At 56.4% G+C, this 15,637-nt stretch carries 15 protein-coding genes and 5 tRNA genes; 18 read left to right on the top strand and 2 right to left on the bottom strand.

Annotated features, from left to right (window positions below):
• Positions 1-2: 2 nt before the first annotated feature.
• The gene (gene srlE / locus VPX56_RS17585; RefSeq protein ID WP_181593734.1) at positions 3-962 is read right to left on the bottom strand and encodes a PTS glucitol/sorbitol transporter subunit IIB; all 960 of its coding nucleotides are present in this window, start codon (positions 960-962) and stop codon (positions 3-5) included.
• The gene (srlA, locus tag VPX56_RS17580) at positions 959-1,522 is read right to left on the bottom strand and encodes a PTS glucitol/sorbitol transporter subunit IIC (protein ID WP_023333189.1); all 564 of its coding nucleotides are present in this window, start codon (positions 1,520-1,522) and stop codon (positions 959-961) included. Before srlA ends, srlE begins: the two co-directional genes overlap by 4 nt.
• 252 nt (positions 1,523-1,774) lie before the next feature.
• Between srlA and mltB the strand changes: the two genes are divergently transcribed.
• From mltB to luxS, 18 genes are all read left to right on the top strand, one after another.
• A complete protein-coding gene (mltB, locus tag VPX56_RS17575) occupies positions 1,775-2,875 on the top strand; it encodes a lytic murein transglycosylase B (protein ID WP_263610278.1) in 1,101 nt (366 codons plus the stop codon).
• A 371-nt stretch (positions 2,876-3,246) separates the two neighbouring features.
• The gene (locus VPX56_RS17570; protein ID WP_131633765.1) at positions 3,247-3,900 is read left to right on the top strand and encodes a metal ABC transporter ATP-binding protein; all 654 of its coding nucleotides are present in this window, start codon (positions 3,247-3,249) and stop codon (positions 3,898-3,900) included.
• On the top strand, positions 3,897-4,757 hold the full coding sequence (locus VPX56_RS17565) for a metal ABC transporter permease (RefSeq protein WP_326467982.1): 861 nt from the start codon (positions 3,897-3,899) through the stop codon (positions 4,755-4,757). Before VPX56_RS17570 ends, VPX56_RS17565 begins: the two co-directional genes overlap by 4 nt.
• A gap of 14 nt (positions 4,758-4,771) precedes the next feature.
• Entirely contained in the window at positions 4,772-5,650 is an 879-nt protein-coding gene (locus tag VPX56_RS17560) for a metal ABC transporter substrate-binding protein (RefSeq protein ID WP_326472099.1), read from the top strand.
• Positions 5,651-5,780: 130 nt separating this feature from the next.
• Positions 5,781-6,278 carry a nicotinamide-nucleotide amidase gene (gene pncC / locus VPX56_RS17555; protein WP_131633767.1) on the top strand — a complete coding sequence of 166 codons (498 nt, stop codon included), beginning with the start codon at positions 5,781-5,783 and terminating at the stop codon, positions 6,276-6,278.
• Positions 6,279-6,367: 89 nt separating this feature from the next.
• Positions 6,368-7,426 carry a recombinase RecA gene (recA, locus tag VPX56_RS17550; RefSeq protein WP_131633768.1) on the top strand — a complete coding sequence of 353 codons (1,059 nt, stop codon included), beginning with the start codon at positions 6,368-6,370 and terminating at the stop codon, positions 7,424-7,426.
• Positions 7,427-7,494: 68 nt separating this feature from the next.
• The gene (gene recX / locus VPX56_RS17545; protein WP_131633769.1) at positions 7,495-7,995 is read left to right on the top strand and encodes a recombination regulator RecX; all 501 of its coding nucleotides are present in this window, start codon (positions 7,495-7,497) and stop codon (positions 7,993-7,995) included.
• Positions 7,996-8,126: 131 nt separating this feature from the next.
• Positions 8,127-10,754, top strand: coding sequence for an alanine--tRNA ligase (alaS, locus tag VPX56_RS17540; protein WP_131633770.1), 2,628 nt, complete (start codon positions 8,127-8,129; stop codon positions 10,752-10,754).
• 241 nt (positions 10,755-10,995) lie between these two features.
• Positions 10,996-11,181: a carbon storage regulator CsrA gene (gene csrA / locus VPX56_RS17535; protein WP_000906486.1), complete on the top strand. Its 186-nt coding sequence runs from the start codon at positions 10,996-10,998 to the stop codon at positions 11,179-11,181.
• 342 nt (positions 11,182-11,523) lie between these two features.
• Positions 11,524-11,616: transfer RNA gene (locus tag VPX56_RS17530), tRNA-Ser, on the top strand.
• A 4-nt stretch (positions 11,617-11,620) separates the two neighbouring features.
• A tRNA-Arg gene (locus VPX56_RS17525) sits at positions 11,621-11,697 on the top strand.
• Between the two features lie 64 nt (positions 11,698-11,761).
• Positions 11,762-11,838, top strand: a tRNA-Arg gene (locus tag VPX56_RS17520).
• A gap of 161 nt (positions 11,839-11,999) precedes the next feature.
• Positions 12,000-12,076, top strand: a tRNA-Arg gene (locus tag VPX56_RS17515).
• A 28-nt stretch (positions 12,077-12,104) separates the two neighbouring features.
• Positions 12,105-12,181, top strand: a tRNA-Arg gene (locus tag VPX56_RS17510).
• A gap of 118 nt (positions 12,182-12,299) precedes the next feature.
• On the top strand, positions 12,300-12,866 hold the full coding sequence (gene yqaB, locus VPX56_RS17505) for a fructose-1-phosphate/6-phosphogluconate phosphatase (protein ID WP_221551326.1): 567 nt from the start codon (positions 12,300-12,302) through the stop codon (positions 12,864-12,866).
• Positions 12,863-13,291, top strand: coding sequence for a YqaA family protein (locus tag VPX56_RS17500; protein ID WP_008499541.1), 429 nt, complete (start codon positions 12,863-12,865; stop codon positions 13,289-13,291). Before yqaB ends, VPX56_RS17500 begins: the two co-directional genes overlap by 4 nt.
• 83 nt (positions 13,292-13,374) lie before the next feature.
• A complete protein-coding gene (gene gshA / locus VPX56_RS17495) occupies positions 13,375-14,919 on the top strand; it encodes a glutamate--cysteine ligase (protein ID WP_263610273.1) in 1,545 nt (514 codons plus the stop codon).
• A 154-nt stretch (positions 14,920-15,073) separates the two neighbouring features.
• Positions 15,074-15,589, top strand: coding sequence for an S-ribosylhomocysteine lyase (gene luxS / locus VPX56_RS17490; protein ID WP_119935962.1), 516 nt, complete (start codon positions 15,074-15,076; stop codon positions 15,587-15,589).
• Positions 15,590-15,637 lie beyond the last annotated feature (48 nt).

Genomic DNA, 15,637 nt, shown 5'->3' with positions numbered 1-15,637 from the left:
TCTTATTGATAAATAAAGCCGGAGACAAACCAGGCAATCAGCACCGTCGGCGCGCCCGTCAGGAAGCGGCTCACCAGCACCGACGGTACGCCCACGCGCACGGTGTCCTGGCGCGCTTCGGCCAGCGACAGCCCAACGGGGATGAAGTCGCACGCCGCCTGGGCGTTAATGGCAAACAGGGCGGGCAGGGCGAGGTGCGGCGGAATGTTCCCCAGACCAATCTGCACCCCAATCAGCACGCCGATGACCTGGGCAATCACCGCGCCCGGGCCGAGGAACGGCGACAGCAGCGGGAAGGAGCAGATCAGCGCCAGCGTCACCAGCCCGAGCGGGTGGCTGGCGAGCGGCGCGAGGCCGTGGGCAATCCAGTCGCCCAGGCCGGACGCCATGATGATGCCGATCAGCGCCGAGACGAACGCCATAAACGGCAGGATGGTTTTCAGCACCGTGTCGATGGTGTCGCGCCCGGACTGGAACAGCACCGCCACGGCGGAACCCATGCCCATCCCGACCTTCGCCAGCAGGCCGTCGCTCTGCTCGGTGATTTTCCTGCTGGTGTCGTACTCGCGCGGGGCCGCTTTTTGCGGCGCGGGTGTGCCATTCACCAGCGTGATGTTGTCCTCCTTCACGCCCGAGACGTAAATGTCCTCAAGGATGTACTGCGCCAGCGGGCCGGATTTTCCGGTGGAGTGAATATTCACCGTCGGAATGCGGCGCTTCGGATAGATGCCGCAGCGCAGCGTGCCGCCGCAGTCGATCACCGCCACGCCGATTTCCGCTTCCGGCGGCTCGCCCTCCTTGAAGCCGTCGACCGCTTCCCAGCCGGTCAGCTCGCGCAGCCTGTCGACGATCGCCGGGCGCGTGCCCGCGGTGATGTAGACGATCTTTTTGCCTTCGGTGGCGTCGAACTCCAGCGGGCCGCCCCAGCCGCCCGTGCCTTTCTCAATGCGAATACGGCTCATGCTGTGGCTCCTGAAAGATGGACTTTCTGTTCAAGCTGGATGCCCATTTTTTTCTCAAAAATGGCGGTGGTGAGGTCGGTGACCCAGCCGCGGAAGAAGTTGGTGACCAGCCCGACCAGCAGATAGCTCACCGCCAGCGGGCCGAGCGGCAGGCCAAGTGTGGTGAGACCGCTGGCGATCCCGAGATAGACAAACAGCTCGCCGGGGTTGATGTGCGGGAACAGGCCGTTCATCGAATGGCAGCTGTAGGACGCGGCGGCGTAGTAGCTCGGCTTGTACTTTTCCGGCATAAAGCGGCCGAGGCTCAAGGTCATCGGATTGCAGAAAACGAAGGTGCCGATAAAGGGCAGTACGAGGTAGCGGGACAGCGGATTCCCGGCGCAGCGCTGGGCGAAGCGTTCAATGCGCTGCTGGCCGATAAAGTTTATCAGCGCGTTCATGATCACCAGCAGGCTGATCAGCAGGGGCAGGATCCCGGTCACCATGCCGGTGAACACTTCTCCGCCTTTCTGAAACAGCCCGATGAACCACTCGGCGCCGTGGGTGATGGTTTCTATCATTCTTCTCTCCTGTGGGGCTTTTTTGTTTTTGTATAACTGCGGTCAATAATAATCACTTTGAAAGGTTTTAAAGTGTTAATTAGATCTCACAATGAAAGAAAAATAGATTATTTTGAAAGTTAACGGGGCGTATAAAGCCAGCTTGGATGAAAAAAGCACAGATTTGCGTTGGGGAAGTGTTACCGCTTCCTTGAGGAGACGGGGATGCTTTACCATAATGGGTTCTTACCGAACTCGTTAAATGGATGTCCCATGTTCAAGCGTCGTTACGCAGCGCTGTTGCCTGCGCTTATTCTGCTGTCCGCCTGTAGTAGCAAACCTAAAACTGAAGCCGTCCAGCAAACGGCTGGCGCGCCTTCCGGAGGGTTCCTGCTGGAGCCGCAGCACAATATGATGCAGATGGGCGGCGACTTCGCGAACAACCCGGCGGCAGAGCAGTTCATCGACAAAATGGTGAGCAAGCACGGCTTTGACCGCCAGCAGCTGCATGAAATTCTCTCTCAGGCGAAGCGCCTGGACTACGTGCTGCGCCTGATGGACAGGCAGGCACCGACGGCGCAGGTGCCGACCGGGCCAAACGGCGCGTGGCTGCGCTATCGCAAACAGTTTATTACGCCGGACAACGTGCAAAACGGCGTGGTGTTCTGGAACCAGTACGAAGATGCGCTCAACCGCGCCTGGCAGGTCTACGGCGTACCGCCGGAAATTATCGTTGGGATCATCGGCGTGGAGACCCGCTGGGGCCGCGTGATGGGCAAAACCCGCATCCTCGACGCGCTGGCGACGCTTTCGTTTAACTACCCGCGCCGCGCCGAGTATTTCTCATCCGAGCTGGAGACCTTCCTGCTGATGGCGCGCAGCGAGCAGGACGACCCGCTCGATCTGAAAGGGTCCTTTGCCGGGGCGATGGGCTACGGCCAGTTTATGCCGTCCTCCTATAAACAGTATGCCGTCGACTTTAACGGAGATGGCCATATCAACCTGTGGGACCCGGTGGATGCCATCGGCAGCGTAGCGAACTACTTCAAAGCCCACGGCTGGACGCCGGGCGGCCAGGTTGCCGTGCAGGCGAACGGCGAGGCGTTTGGTCTGGAAAACGGCTTTAAAACCAAATACAGCGTTGCGCAGCTGACGGCGGCAGGCTTAACGCCAACCCAGCCGCTGGGCAATGTCGACCAGGTGAGCCTGCTGCGCCTGGACGTGGGTACCGGCTATCAATACTGGTACGGCCTGCCGAACTTCTACGCCATTACCCGCTATAACCACAGCACCCACTATGCAATGGCGGTGTGGCAGCTGGGGCTGGCGGTATCTCAGGCCCGCGTGCCGGCGGCGTCACCGTTTAGTCAGTAAGTCACTTTATTCCCCCTCTCCCTGTGGGAGAGGGCTGGGGTGAGGGCATCAGGCCGCAGTGCCGCCCAATCGCCCGGTGACGCTTCGCTTACCGGGCCTACGGGCTGGGTATTCTCCCTCTCCCTTTGGGAGAGGGTTGGGGTGAGGGCACCCGCGCGCACTTATTTCCTGCAGAAACATTTCGCCACACTCCCTTTTCACACCCGCCATTTACATCTTAATCGCCTTTCATTATTGTTATGTTATAACATTTAATGTGGTGTCGATATGTCAACGTCCCTGTTTTCTCTCTCTTCCCCGGTTCGGCTGCTGCTGGCCCTGGTACTCATTCTCTTTCTTGGGCTGGCCGTGCGCTGGGCGGTGGCGTTGCCATGATCGTGATGAACGAACTGGTCGCGGGCTACGACCGCCAGCCCGTTACGCGTCCTCTTTCGGGGGGGATCGAACGGGGGAGCATGACCGCGATTATCGGCGCTAACGGCTGCGGGAAATCTACGCTGCTGAAAACGCTCGCCGGGTTTATCCCGCCCGTGAGCGGCAGATTCCGCTGGCAGGGTAAACGCCCGGTAATCGGCTGGCTGGCGCAGCGTCATGCCCTGGAGGCGCAGTTTCCGCTGACCGTACGGGACGTGGTCAGCATGGGCTGCTGGCCCGGTATTTCGCTTTTCGCCGGTTTGCGCCGCGAAGCGGGCCTGCGCATCAGCGGCGCGCTTGAGCGCGTGGGGCTGGAATCGCTGGCGTTAACCACCATCGACGAACTCTCCGGCGGCCAGTTCCAGCGCATGCTGTTTGCCCGCGTCCTGGTACAGCAGGCGCCGCTGGTGATGCTGGATGAACCCTTTACCGGCGTCGATGAGGCCACCTGCAACGTGCTGATGGATCTGATGCTGGAGATGTATATGCAGGGGCAGACGCTGCTCGCGGTTCTGCACGACAGCGAGCGCGTGTCGCGCCACTTCCCGCAAACGCTGCGCCTGGACGCTGACGTACCGCGCTGGAAAACCGAGCGGGTGAGGGTGGCATGATCTGGCATATATTCTTCCAGCCGTTCATCGAGTACGGCTTTATGCGCCGCGCGCTGGTGGTTTGCCTGGCGCTTTCCGTCAGCACCACCGCGCTGGGCGTATTCCTTCAGCTGCGCCGGATGAGCCTGATGGGCGATGCGCTCTCGCACGCCATTCTGCCCGGCGTCGCCGTGGGGTATCTACTCAGCGGGATGTCGCTGCTGGCGATGAGCATTGGCGGCTTTATTGCCGGGATTGCCGTAGCGCTGGTGGCCGGACTGGTCAGCCGCCGCACGCCGCTCAAAGAAGATGCAAGCTTTGCCGGTTTCTACCTCGGTTCGCTGGCGCTGGGCGTCACGCTGGTTTCCCTGCGCGGTTCGAACGTCGACCTCCTGCATCTGCTGTTCGGTTCTATTCTCGCGGTGGACAGCGATGCCGCGCTGTTTGTGGTAGGGGTTTGTGTCTTCACGCTCATCGTGCTGGCTATTTTTTATCGCGGGCTCGTGACTGAGGCGTTTGATACCGCCTGGCTGCAGGTAAACGCCCGCTGGCTACCCGGCTTACTGCACGGCCTGTTTCTGGCGCTGCTGGTGCTTAACCTGGTGGCCGGTTTTCAGGTGCTTGGCACGCTGATGGCGGTCGGTCTGATGATGCTCCCCGCCGTGGCGGCGCGCTGCTGGGCGCGCACCTTACCGGGATTACTGCTGATGGCGGGCATTAGCGGCATTGTTTGCGCGTGGCTGGGGCTGAGCCTCTCCTGGGCGGTGAGTTTACCCGCCGGACCGTCCATCGTGCTCACCGCCAGCGCCCTCTTTTTTATGTCCATTCTATTTGGCACGCGAAGCAGGCTGGCTGGCAGCCTGCGGACGCTTTTTTAACTCAAGGGGAAATGATGAAACGTACAGGGTTAGCCGTGGCGCTCGCGCTTGGGATGCTGTCGCAGGGTGTGATGGCGAAAACGATCAATGTGGTGACAAGTTTTTCCATTCTGGGGGATATCACGCAGGAAGTGGGGGGGGACCACGTTAAGGTGACGACGCTGGTCGGCCCGGACGGCGATCCGCACACCTTTGAACCGTCCCCGAAAGACAGCGCGGCGCTCAGCAAGGCTGACGTGGTGGTGGTTAACGGTCTGGGGCTGGAGGGCTGGCTTGACCGTCTGGTGAAAGCCTCCGGGTTTAAAGGCCAGCTGGTGGTGGCCTCAGCCGGGGTGAAAACGCACACGCTTGAGGAAGATGGCAAAACCGTGACCGATCCGCACGCGTGGAACAGCGCGGCGAACGGCGCGCGCTATGCACAAAATATTCTGAACGGGCTGGTGAAAGCCGATCCGCAAGATAAAGCGGCGCTCGAGGCTACTGGTAAGCCGTATATCGCGCAACTGACGCAACTGGATGGGTGGGCCAAAACGCGCTTTAGCCAGATCCCGCCAGCGAAGCGCAAAGTGCTGACCAGCCATGACGCGTTCGGCTACTTCAGCCGCGCGTATGGCGTGACCTTTATGGCGCCGCAGGGGCTGTCGTCTGAGAGCGAAGCCAGCGCGGCGCAGGTCGCTGAGATTATCAATCAAATTAAAGCCGACGGCGTGAAAACCTGGTTTATGGAAAATCAGCTCGATCCGCGTCTGGTTAAACAGATTGCATCGGCGACGGGCGCGCAGCCAGGGGGCGAGCTTTACCCGGAAGCGCTGTCGGCCAAAGGCGGCGTTGCGGATACCTACGTGAAGGCGTTTCGCCACAATGTGGATACGCTCGCGAACAGCATGAAATAACATTCTCCACGGCCGGTGCGCCTGCACCGGCTTTTTTCTGAAGCCCCCTCGTAAAACCCGAAGCGCATCCCCATATCTGACGAGAAAGTGCTATCTTGTGCTGCACGTTTCTCTATGGCCTGGAGCGAGAATGACTGACCATGAATTAATGCAGCTTAGCGAAGTGGTAGGGCTGGCGCTAAAGCAGCGTGGGGCGACCATCACCACCGCTGAGTCCTGCACCGGCGGCTGGGTTGCCAAGGTGATAACGGATATTGCAGGCAGTTCCGCCTGGTTTGAGCGCAGCTTTGTAACCTACAGTAATGAAGCTAAAGCGCAGATGATCGGCGTACGAGAAGCCACGCTGGAGCAGCATGGCGCAGTCAGCGAGCCGGTCGTTATTGAGATGGCCATTGGCGCCCTGAAAGAGGCGCGTGCCGATTACGCCATCTCCATTAGCGGCATCGCGGGGCCGGACGGCGGCAGCGACGTTAAGCCCGTTGGCACCGTCTGGTTTGGCTTTGCCACTTCTAAAGGTGAGGGGATCACCCGTCGGGAGTGCTTCAGCGGCGATCGCGAAAGCGTGCGTCGTCAGGCAACTGAATATGCGTTAAAAACGCTCTGGCAACAATTTCTACAAAACACTTGATACTGTATGACTATACAGTATAATTGCATCAACAGAACAGAAATCCACGGTGAAGCGCAGTTGCTTCTCCCGGCATGACAGGAGTAATAATGGCTATCGACGAGAACAAACAGAAAGCGTTGGCGGCAGCACTGGGCCAGATCGAAAAGCAATTCGGTAAAGGCTCCATCATGCGCCTGGGTGAAGACCGTTCCATGGACGTGGAAACTATCTCCACCGGTTCGCTTTCTCTTGATATCGCACTGGGCGCTGGCGGTTTGCCAATGGGCCGTATCGTAGAAATCTACGGACCGGAATCCTCAGGTAAAACGACCCTGACCCTGCAGGTGGTTGCAGCGGCACAGCGCGAAGGTAAAACCTGTGCGTTTATCGATGCCGAGCACGCGCTGGACCCTGTCTATGCTCGTAAACTGGGCGTTGATATCGACAACCTGCTGTGTTCCCAGCCGGACACCGGCGAGCAGGCGCTGGAAATTTGTGACGCGCTGGCGCGCTCCGGTGCGGTTGACGTAATCATCGTCGACTCCGTTGCGGCGTTGACGCCAAAAGCGGAAATCGAAGGTGAAATCGGTGACTCTCACATGGGCCTCGCGGCACGTATGATGAGCCAGGCGATGCGTAAGCTGGCGGGTAACCTGAAGCAGTCCAACACGCTGCTGATCTTCATCAACCAGATCCGTATGAAAATTGGCGTGATGTTCGGTAACCCGGAAACCACTACCGGTGGTAACGCACTGAAATTCTACGCGTCTGTTCGTCTGGATATTCGTCGTATCGGCGCAGTGAAAGACGGCGAGAACGTGGTGGGTAGCGAAACCCGCGTGAAGGTTGTGAAGAACAAAATCGCAGCACCGTTCAAACAGGCTGAATTCCAGATCCTCTACGGCGAAGGCATTAACTTCTACGGCGAGCTGGTCGACCTGGGCGTGAAAGAGAAGCTGATTGAAAAAGCGGGTGCCTGGTACAGCTACAACGGCGATAAGATTGGTCAGGGTAAAGCGAATGCTATCTCCTGGCTGAAAGATAACCCGGCTGCAGCGAAAGAGATTGAGAAGAAGGTGCGTGAGCTTCTGCTGAACAACCAGGACTCCAAACCTGATTTCGTGGCTGATGCTGCGGATGCTGAAGAAACCAACGAAGACTTTTAAGTCTCTCGTGTAAAGATGAAGGGCTGCTGATGCGGCCCTTTTTGCATTTCTGAATCTGCAGGTTTTTTATGAGTGAATCCACATCACGCCGACCCGCCTACGCGCGACTGCTCGATCGCGCGGTGCGCATCCTTGCCGTGCGTGACCATAGCGAACAGGAACTGCGGCGAAAACTGTCAGCGCCTGTGATGAGCAAAAATGGGCCGGAAGAAATAGATGCTACGGCAGAAGATTACGACCGCGTCATTGCCTGGTGCTACGAGCATCACTATCTGGACGACGGGCGCTTTGCTTCCCGCTTTCTCGCCAGCCGCGGCCGCAAAGGATATGGCCCTGCGCGCATACGTCAGGAGCTAAATCAGAAAGGCGTTGCCCGCGAAGCCATTGAAAAAGCCATGCGAGAATGCGATACCGACTGGTGCGAGCTGGCAAAAGAACAGGCGATTCGGAAATACGGTGAACCGCTGCCGCGTGAATTTTCAGAAAAAGTCAAAATTCAGCGCTTTTTGCTCTATCGCGGCTTCCTGATGGAAGATATTCAGGATATATGGCGTAATTTTGTCGATTGAGCGCATGCGGGATTTTACTTCCCACTAAAGAAAACTTATCTTATTCCCACTTTTTCCAGTAGCTGGTCCGTCCAACTGTTTACAGATACGGACCTGCTGCGACATTTCGTTAGCTTGATTTCAGGATAATTATGAGCAAGAGCACCGCTGAGATCCGTCAGGCGTTTCTCGACTTTTTCCATAGTAAGGGACACCAGGTTGTTGCCAGCAGCTCCCTGGTACCGAACAATGACCCGACTCTGCTGTTTACCAACGCCGGGATGAACCAGTTCAAGGATGTATTCCTTGGTCTCGACAAGCGTAATTATTCCCGCGCCACAACCTCACAGCGTTGCGTACGTGCGGGCGGTAAACACAACGACCTGGAAAACGTCGGTTACACCGCGCGCCACCACACCTTCTTCGAAATGCTGGGTAACTTCAGCTTCGGCGACTATTTCAAACACGACGCTATTCAGTACGCATGGGAACTGCTGACCGGTGAAAACTGGTTCAACCTGCCGAAAGAGCGTCTGTGGGTGACCGTCTACGAAACCGATGACGAAGCCTTCGACATCTGGGAAAAAGAAGTTGGGATCCCGCGCGAGCGTATTATTCGCATCGGCGATAACAAAGGCGCGCCTTACGCGTCTGATAACTTCTGGCAGATGGGCGACACCGGTCCGTGCGGTCCGTGCACCGAAATCTTCTACGATCACGGCGACCACATCTGGGGCGGCCCTCCGGGAAGCGCTGAAGAAGATGGCGATCGCTACATTGAGATCTGGAACATCGTCTTCATGCAGTTCAACCGTCAGGCTGACGGTACCATGGAGCCGCTGCCGAAACCGTCTGTAGATACCGGCATGGGCCTGGAGCGTATCGCGGCCGTTCTGCAGCACGTGAATTCCAACTACGACATCGACCTGTTCCGCACGCTGATCGCGTCCGTCGCGGAAGTGACCGGTGCGACCGATCTCAGCAACAAATCGCTGCGCGTTATTGCAGACCATATCCGTTCCTGTGCGTTCCTGATTGCCGACGGCGTTATCCCGTCGAATGAAAACCGTGGCTACGTGCTGCGTCGTATCATTCGTCGTGCCATCCGTCACGGCAACATGCTGGGCGCGAAGGACACCTTCTTCTATAAACTCGTTGGGCCACTGATTGGCGTGATGGGTGCTGCCGGTGACGAACTGAAACGCCAGCAGGCGCAGGTGGAACAGGTTCTGAAAACCGAAGAAGAGCAGTTTGCGCGTACGCTTGAGCGCGGTCTGGCGCTGCTGGACGACGAACTGTCTAAGCTCAAGGGCGACACGCTGGATGGCGAAACCGCTTTCCGCCTGTACGACACCTACGGCTTCCCGGTTGACCTGACGGCGGACGTTTGCCGCGAGCGCAACATCAAAGTTGACGAAGCGGGCTTCGAAGCCGCGATGGAAGAGCAGCGCCGTCGCGCGCGTGAATCCAGCGGTTTTGGCGCAGACTATAACGCGATGATCCGCGTTGATAGTGCATCAGAATTCAAGGGTTATGACGCGCTGGAGCTGACCGGTAAAGTGACCGCGCTGTTTGTTGACGGTAAGGCCGTAGACAGCATCAGCGCGGGTCAGGAAGCCGTCGTCATTCTGGACAAAACGCCGTTCTATGCGGAATCTGGCGGCCAGGTTGGCGATAAAGGCGAGCTGAAAGGCAACGGCTTTAGCTTCAGCGTCAGCGATACTCAGAAATACGGTCAGGCGATTGGTCACCAGGGCAAACTGGTTTCCGGTTCTCTGAAAGTGGGCGAGGGCGTACAGGCTAACGTTGATGAAGCTCGCCGCGCGCGCATTCGTCTGAACCACTCTGCAACCCACCTGATGCACGCTGCCCTGCGCGACGTACTGGGTACACACGTTGCTCAGAAGGGTTCTCTGGTTAACGATAAGGTCCTGCGTTTCGACTTCTCGCATTTTGAAGCGATGAAACCGTCTGAAATCCGCGCGGTAGAAGATCTGGTGAACGCGCAGATCCGTCGTAACCTGCCAATCGAGACCCACATCATGGAGCTCGAGGACGCGAAGAAAAAAGGTGCGATGGCGCTGTTTGGCGAGAAGTATGACGAGCGCGTTCGCGTGCTGAGCATGGGCGACTTCTCTACCGAGCTGTGCGGCGGTACGCACGCTTCGCGCACCGGTGACATCGGTCTGTTCCGCATCGTTTCCGAGTCCGGTACGGCGGCGGGCGTGCGTCGTATCGAAGCGGTAACCGGTGAAGGTGCGATTGCCAGCCTGCATGCGCAGAGCGACCAGCTGCACGATATCGCGCAGCTGCTGAAAGGCGATAGCCAGAACCTGGGCGAGAAAGTGCGCGTTGCGCTGGATCGTACCCGTCAGCTGGAAAAAGAGCTGCAGCAGTTGAAAGAACAGGCTGCAGCGCAGGAGAGCGCAAGCCTCTCCAGCAAAGCAGTAGATATTAAGGGCGTCAAACTGCTGGTCAGCGATCTGGCGGGCGTGGAGCCTAAGATGCTGCGTACTATGGTCGACGATCTGAAGAACCAGCTTGGTTCTACGGTTATCGTGCTGGCGACGGTGGCAGAAGGTAAGGTTTCTCTGATTGCGGGGGTCTCTAAGGATGTGACCGATCGCGTTAAAGCAGGGGAACTTATTGGTATGGTCGCCCAGCAGGTGGGTGGCAAAGGTGGCGGTCGTCCGGACATGGCGCAAGCCGGTGGTACGGATGCGGCGGCACTTCCCGCGGCATTGGCCAGCGTTGAAAGCTGGGTAAGCGCGAAACTGTAATAACTACAAAGCACAAGCAGACGCCATAGCGGCAACGTTATGGCGTCTTGTTCACTGCGCTATCGATAATGATAAAGTCAGGTTGAGTTTGTGTATATCGGCTAAACTTACGTTTAACAGAATGTGATGCCGTGACTGCTTACACTTTACGTGTTTGTCATCGCTTACTTTTTGGCGTTATATGATGGATAATGCCGGGATACAAGAGACCCGACTCTTTTAATCTTTCAAGGAGCAAAGAATGCTGATTCTGACTCGTCGAGTTGGTGAGACCCTCATGATTGGGGATGAGGTCACCGTGACAGTTTTAGGGGTAAAGGGTAACCAGGTACGTATTGGTGTTAACGCTCCTAAAGAAGTATCTGTCCACCGTGAAGAGATCTACCAGCGTATCCAGGCTGAAAAATCCCAGCAGTCCAGTTACTGATATTGTCGCGTCTCGCTGTCGGGCGAGACGCAACCCTCCCGCCATTTTTCCTGCTTAACGTTACCGTTTAATTTCAATCGCTCTGTTTTTAACCACTCCGTTATCCTTAACTCGTCCTTACGCCGCCATTTCTGCATAGGTTTTCTGTAAAGATGCCTGCAAAATCCGCTTATAAAACACCCTCTTTGCGGCTTTTACATGCGAATTGCGTGTGATTTGTGCAAACGATAAAAGCTTTTGGAAAATTGTTTGACTTATAAGTCCCAGAAAGTAATATATGCGCCACGCAGCGACGAGAAGCTCTTAACGAGTTACTCGAAGCACTCGAAAGAGGCGTTGTGTGGTGAGGTGGCCGAGAGGCTGAAGGCGCTCCCCTGCTAAGGGAGTATGCGGTCAAAAGCTGCATCCGGGGTTCGAATCCCCGCCTCACCGCCATTTTGCATCCGTAGCTCAGCTGGATAGAGTACTCGGCTACGAACCGAGCGGTCGGAGGTTCGAATCCTCCCGGATGCACCATCTATTACTTCATATTGCTTTCGAAGTGATATGAGTATCGTGTAGTACAGTAGTAAATCCCGATGCATCCGTAGCTCAGCTGGATAGAGTACTCGGCTACGAACCGAGCGGTCGGAGGTTCGAATCCTCCCGGATGCACCATATTCTCCGAGATAACAGCGATGCTGTTGTTTCAAGGTCTGCGAGTTAATCGCAAGCACCAGGGAGGATAACGTTGCTTTAGCAACGGCCCGAAGGGCGAGGCGCAGCCGAGTAATCCTCCCGGATGCACCATTTACTATTTCTGAAAGCAGTACCCTGATGCATCCGTAGCTCAGCTGGATAGAGTACTCGGCTACGAACCGAGCGGTCGGAGGTTCGAATCCTCCCGGATGCACCATTATTATTTCTAAAAGTAGTACCCTGATGCATCCGTAGCTCAGCTGGATAGAGTACTCGGCTACGAACCGAGCGGTCGGAGGTTCGAATCCTCCCGGATGCACCATCTTCTCCTCCCTTTGTTTATTCCTTCGACGTTCCGTCAGTAATCTCTTTCTCTGCCAGCGACAAAAACCCCCTTTTACGATAAAGTAATGCTTTGTTAATCGGTTAGCGAGAGCACGATGTACGCACAGTATGACGGTTTGATCTTCGATATGGATGGCACCATCCTGGATACCGAACCCACGCATCGTAAAGCCTGGACTGACGTCCTGAGCCGTTACGGTATGCGTTTCGATCTTCAGGCGATGATTGCCCTCAATGGCTCGCCAACCTGGCGTATTGCTCAGGCCGTGATTGAACTCAATCAGGCCGATCTCGACCCGCACCTTCTCGCGCGTGAAAAAACCGATGCGGTAAAAGCGATGCTTTTAGACACCGTTCGCCCTTTGCCACTCATTGATGTGGTAAAAGAGTGGCATGGACGCCGTCCAATGTCGGTGGGGACGGGCAGTGAAAGCGCGATTGCAGAAGCATTGCTCAACCATCTTGGCCTGCGCCACTATTTTTCGGCCGTGGTTGCTGCCGATCACGTTAAACATCACAAACCCGCACCGGACACCTTCCTGCTTTGTGCAGAACTCATGGGCGTACCTGCGGCAAAATGCGTTGTGTTTGAAGATGCCGATTTTGGTATTCAGGCCGCGCATGATGCCGGAATGGCTGCGGTGGACGTTCGCTTACTGTGAGTGACGCGCTGTCACTTGCCTCATTATTCGCCAGCAGTTTTTTAAGCGCCACGCTCTTACCGGGAAATTCGGAAGTGGTGCTGGTGGCGATGCTGTTGTCCGGCGTGAGTCAGCCCTGGTTGCTAGTGTTAATAGCAACAATGGGTAATAGCCTTGGAGGGCTGACTAACGTTATTCTTGGGCGTTTCTTTCCGCTCCGCGAAAAATCGCGCTGGCAGGAAAAGGCAGTCGGCTGGCTAAAACGCTATGGCGCTGCCACGCTGTTATTAAGCTGGATGCCTGTAATAGGTGATTTACTGTGTCTGCTGGCGGGATGGATGCGCATCTCCTGGGGACCAGTGCTCTTTTTTTTGTGCCTTGGCAAGGCGTTGCGCTATGTGCTCGTGGCATGGGCAACGCTGCAGGGTATGACGTGGTGGCACTAATTGGTGGAATGAATACGCGACCTTCAATCGTCAACCATTACAATTATGCTGAGAAACATTACTTTGACAGGCGGGAGGTCAATTTGATCCCGGACGTATCACAGGCGCTGGCCTGGCTGGAAAATCACCCTCAGGCACTGAAGGGGATTCAGCGTGGCCTTGAGCGCGAAACGCTGCGCGTAAACGCGGATGGCAGCTTAGCGACAACGGGTCATCCGAAGGCGTTAGGCTCGGCGCTGACACATAAATGGATCACAACCGATTTCGCCGAAGCGCTGCTGGAGTTCATCACGCCGGTAGAGGGTGATATTGATCGTATGCTGACGATCCTGCGGGACGTTCATCGCTTCACCGCCCGTAATCTGGGCGATGAGCGCATGTGGCCGCTGAGCATGCCGTGCTATATCGAGCAGGGTCAGGATATCGAACTTGCGCAGTACGGCACGTCAAATATTGGTCGTCTGAAAACGCTTTACCGTGAAGGGCTGAAAAACCGCTACGGTGCGCTGATGCAGACTATCTCTGGCGTGCACTACAATTTCTCACTGCCGATGGCGTTCTGGCAGGCAAAGTGCGGTGAAACGGATAAAGAGGCGATCTCTGCGGGTTATTTCCGTTTGATCCGCAACTATTACCGTTTTGGCTGGGTGATCCCGTATCTGTTTGGCGCGTCACCGGCGATCTGCTCTTCTTTCCTGCAGGGGAAACCGACCACGCTGCCGTTCGAGAAAACCGAGTGCGGGATGTACTATCTGCCCTACGCAACCTCTCTGCGCCTGAGCGACCTTGGCTATACCAATAAATCGCAAAGCAATCTCGGTATTACGTTTAACGAATTGCACGAATATGTGGCAGGATTGAAGCGGGCGATCAAAACCCCGTCGGAAGAGTACGAGAAAATCGGCCTCGAAAAAGACGGTAAGCGCCTGCAAATCAACAGCAACGTGCTGCAAATTGAAAATGAACTGTATGCGCCAATTCGTCCGAAGCGCGTAACCCGCAGCGGCGAAACGCCGTCGGATGCGCTGCAGCGCGGCGGGATTGAGTACATTGAAGTGCGATCGCTGGACATCAACCCGTTCTCACCGATTGGCGTTGACGAGCAGCAGGTGCGTTTCCTGGATCTGTTTATGGTCTGGTGCGTGCTGGCGGATGCGCCGGAGATGAGCGCAGATGAACTGCTCTGCACGCGCACCAACTGGAATCGCGTGATTCTGGAAGGTCGCAAACCGGGCCTGACGCTGGGTATTGGCTGCGAAACGGCGCAATTCCCGCTGGCTAAGGTGGGCAAAGATCTGTTCCGCGATCTGAAGCGCGTCGCGCAGACGATGGACAGCGTGTACGGCGGTGAAGCGTATCAGGACGTGTGCGACCAGCTGGTCGAGAGCTTTGATAACCCGGAACTGACGTTCTCCGCGCGTATTCTGCGTTCTATGCTTGAACAGGGCATTGGCGGTACGGGTCGGGCGCTCGGCGCAGAGTATCGTGAGATGCTGATGCAGGAGCCGTTGGACGTACTGAGCGAAGCGGATTTTGTGGCGGAACGCGATGCGTCCGTCGTGCGTCAGAAAGAGGTCGAAGCGGCGGATACCGAGTCGTTTGAGGCGTTTCTGGCGAAGCAGTCTTGAGCTGAAAAAGAAAAAGGCCACATCGCTGTGGCCAAAATATACATCTCTGAATTCAGGGATGATGATAACAAATGCGCGTCTTTCATATACTCAGACGCGCATTCTGTAGAAGAGTTCAGTTTATTTTAAAAAAAATCACTGTCGGAGGTGACGTATGCCGTTATTAGATAGCTTTACTGTCGACCATACCCGTATGGAAGCACCTGCAGTCCGTGTCGCGAAGACCATGCACACCCCGCACGGCGACACGATCACCGTTTTCGATCTGCGCTTCTGCGTGCCGAACAAAGAAGTGATGCCGGAAAAAGGTATTCACACGCTGGAGCACCTGTTCGCCGGCTTTATGCGTGACCACCTGAACGGCAACGGCGTTGAGATTATCGATATCTCTCCGATGGGCTGCCGTACCGGCTTCTACATGAGCCTGATTGGTGTGCCTGATGAGACGCGCGTTGCGGACGCGTGGAAAGCGGCGATGCAGGACGTGCTGAAGGTGAAAGAGCAGAACCAGATCCCTGAGCTGAACGTTTACCAGTGCGGGACTTACCAGATGCACTCTCTGGAAGAAGCGCAGGAGATCGCGCGTCACATCATCGAGCGTGACGTTCGCGTGAACAGCAACGACGAGCTGGCCCTGCCAAAAGAAAAACTGCAGGAACTGCACATCTAGTGCACCTTTTCCCTCTCCCACAGGGAGAGGGTAGGGTGAGGGTGGTTT

Source organism: Enterobacter wuhouensis (assembly GCF_035835995.1).
GTDB lineage: Bacteria > Pseudomonadota > Gammaproteobacteria > Enterobacterales > Enterobacteriaceae > Enterobacter > Enterobacter wuhouensis.
This window is presented reverse-complemented; position numbering and strand designations above follow the sequence as displayed.

Coding starts and splice junctions, on each gene's coding strand:
- srlA (WP_023333189.1), bottom strand. CDS start 1,522: ATGATAGAAACCATCACCCACGGCGCCGAGTGGTTCATCGGGCTGTTT.
- recA (WP_131633768.1), top strand. CDS start 6,368: ATGGCTATCGACGAGAACAAACAGAAAGCGTTGGCGGCAGCACTGGGC.
- luxS (WP_119935962.1), top strand. CDS start 15,074: ATGCCGTTATTAGATAGCTTTACTGTCGACCATACCCGTATGGAAGCA.
- VPX56_RS17560 (WP_326472099.1), top strand. CDS start 4,772: ATGAAACGTACAGGGTTAGCCGTGGCGCTCGCGCTTGGGATGCTGTCG.
- recX (WP_131633769.1), top strand. CDS start 7,495: ATGAGTGAATCCACATCACGCCGACCCGCCTACGCGCGACTGCTCGAT.
- VPX56_RS17565 (WP_326467982.1), top strand. CDS start 3,897: ATGATCTGGCATATATTCTTCCAGCCGTTCATCGAGTACGGCTTTATG.
- srlE (WP_181593734.1), bottom strand. CDS start 962: ATGAGCCGTATTCGCATTGAGAAAGGCACGGGCGGCTGGGGCGGCCCG.
- pncC (WP_131633767.1), top strand. CDS start 5,781: ATGACTGACCATGAATTAATGCAGCTTAGCGAAGTGGTAGGGCTGGCG.
- csrA (WP_000906486.1), top strand. CDS start 10,996: ATGCTGATTCTGACTCGTCGAGTTGGTGAGACCCTCATGATTGGGGAT.
- alaS (WP_131633770.1), top strand. CDS start 8,127: ATGAGCAAGAGCACCGCTGAGATCCGTCAGGCGTTTCTCGACTTTTTC.
- yqaB (WP_221551326.1), top strand. CDS start 12,300: ATGTACGCACAGTATGACGGTTTGATCTTCGATATGGATGGCACCATC.
- VPX56_RS17570 (WP_131633765.1), top strand. CDS start 3,247: ATGATCGTGATGAACGAACTGGTCGCGGGCTACGACCGCCAGCCCGTT.
- mltB (WP_263610278.1), top strand. CDS start 1,775: ATGTTCAAGCGTCGTTACGCAGCGCTGTTGCCTGCGCTTATTCTGCTG.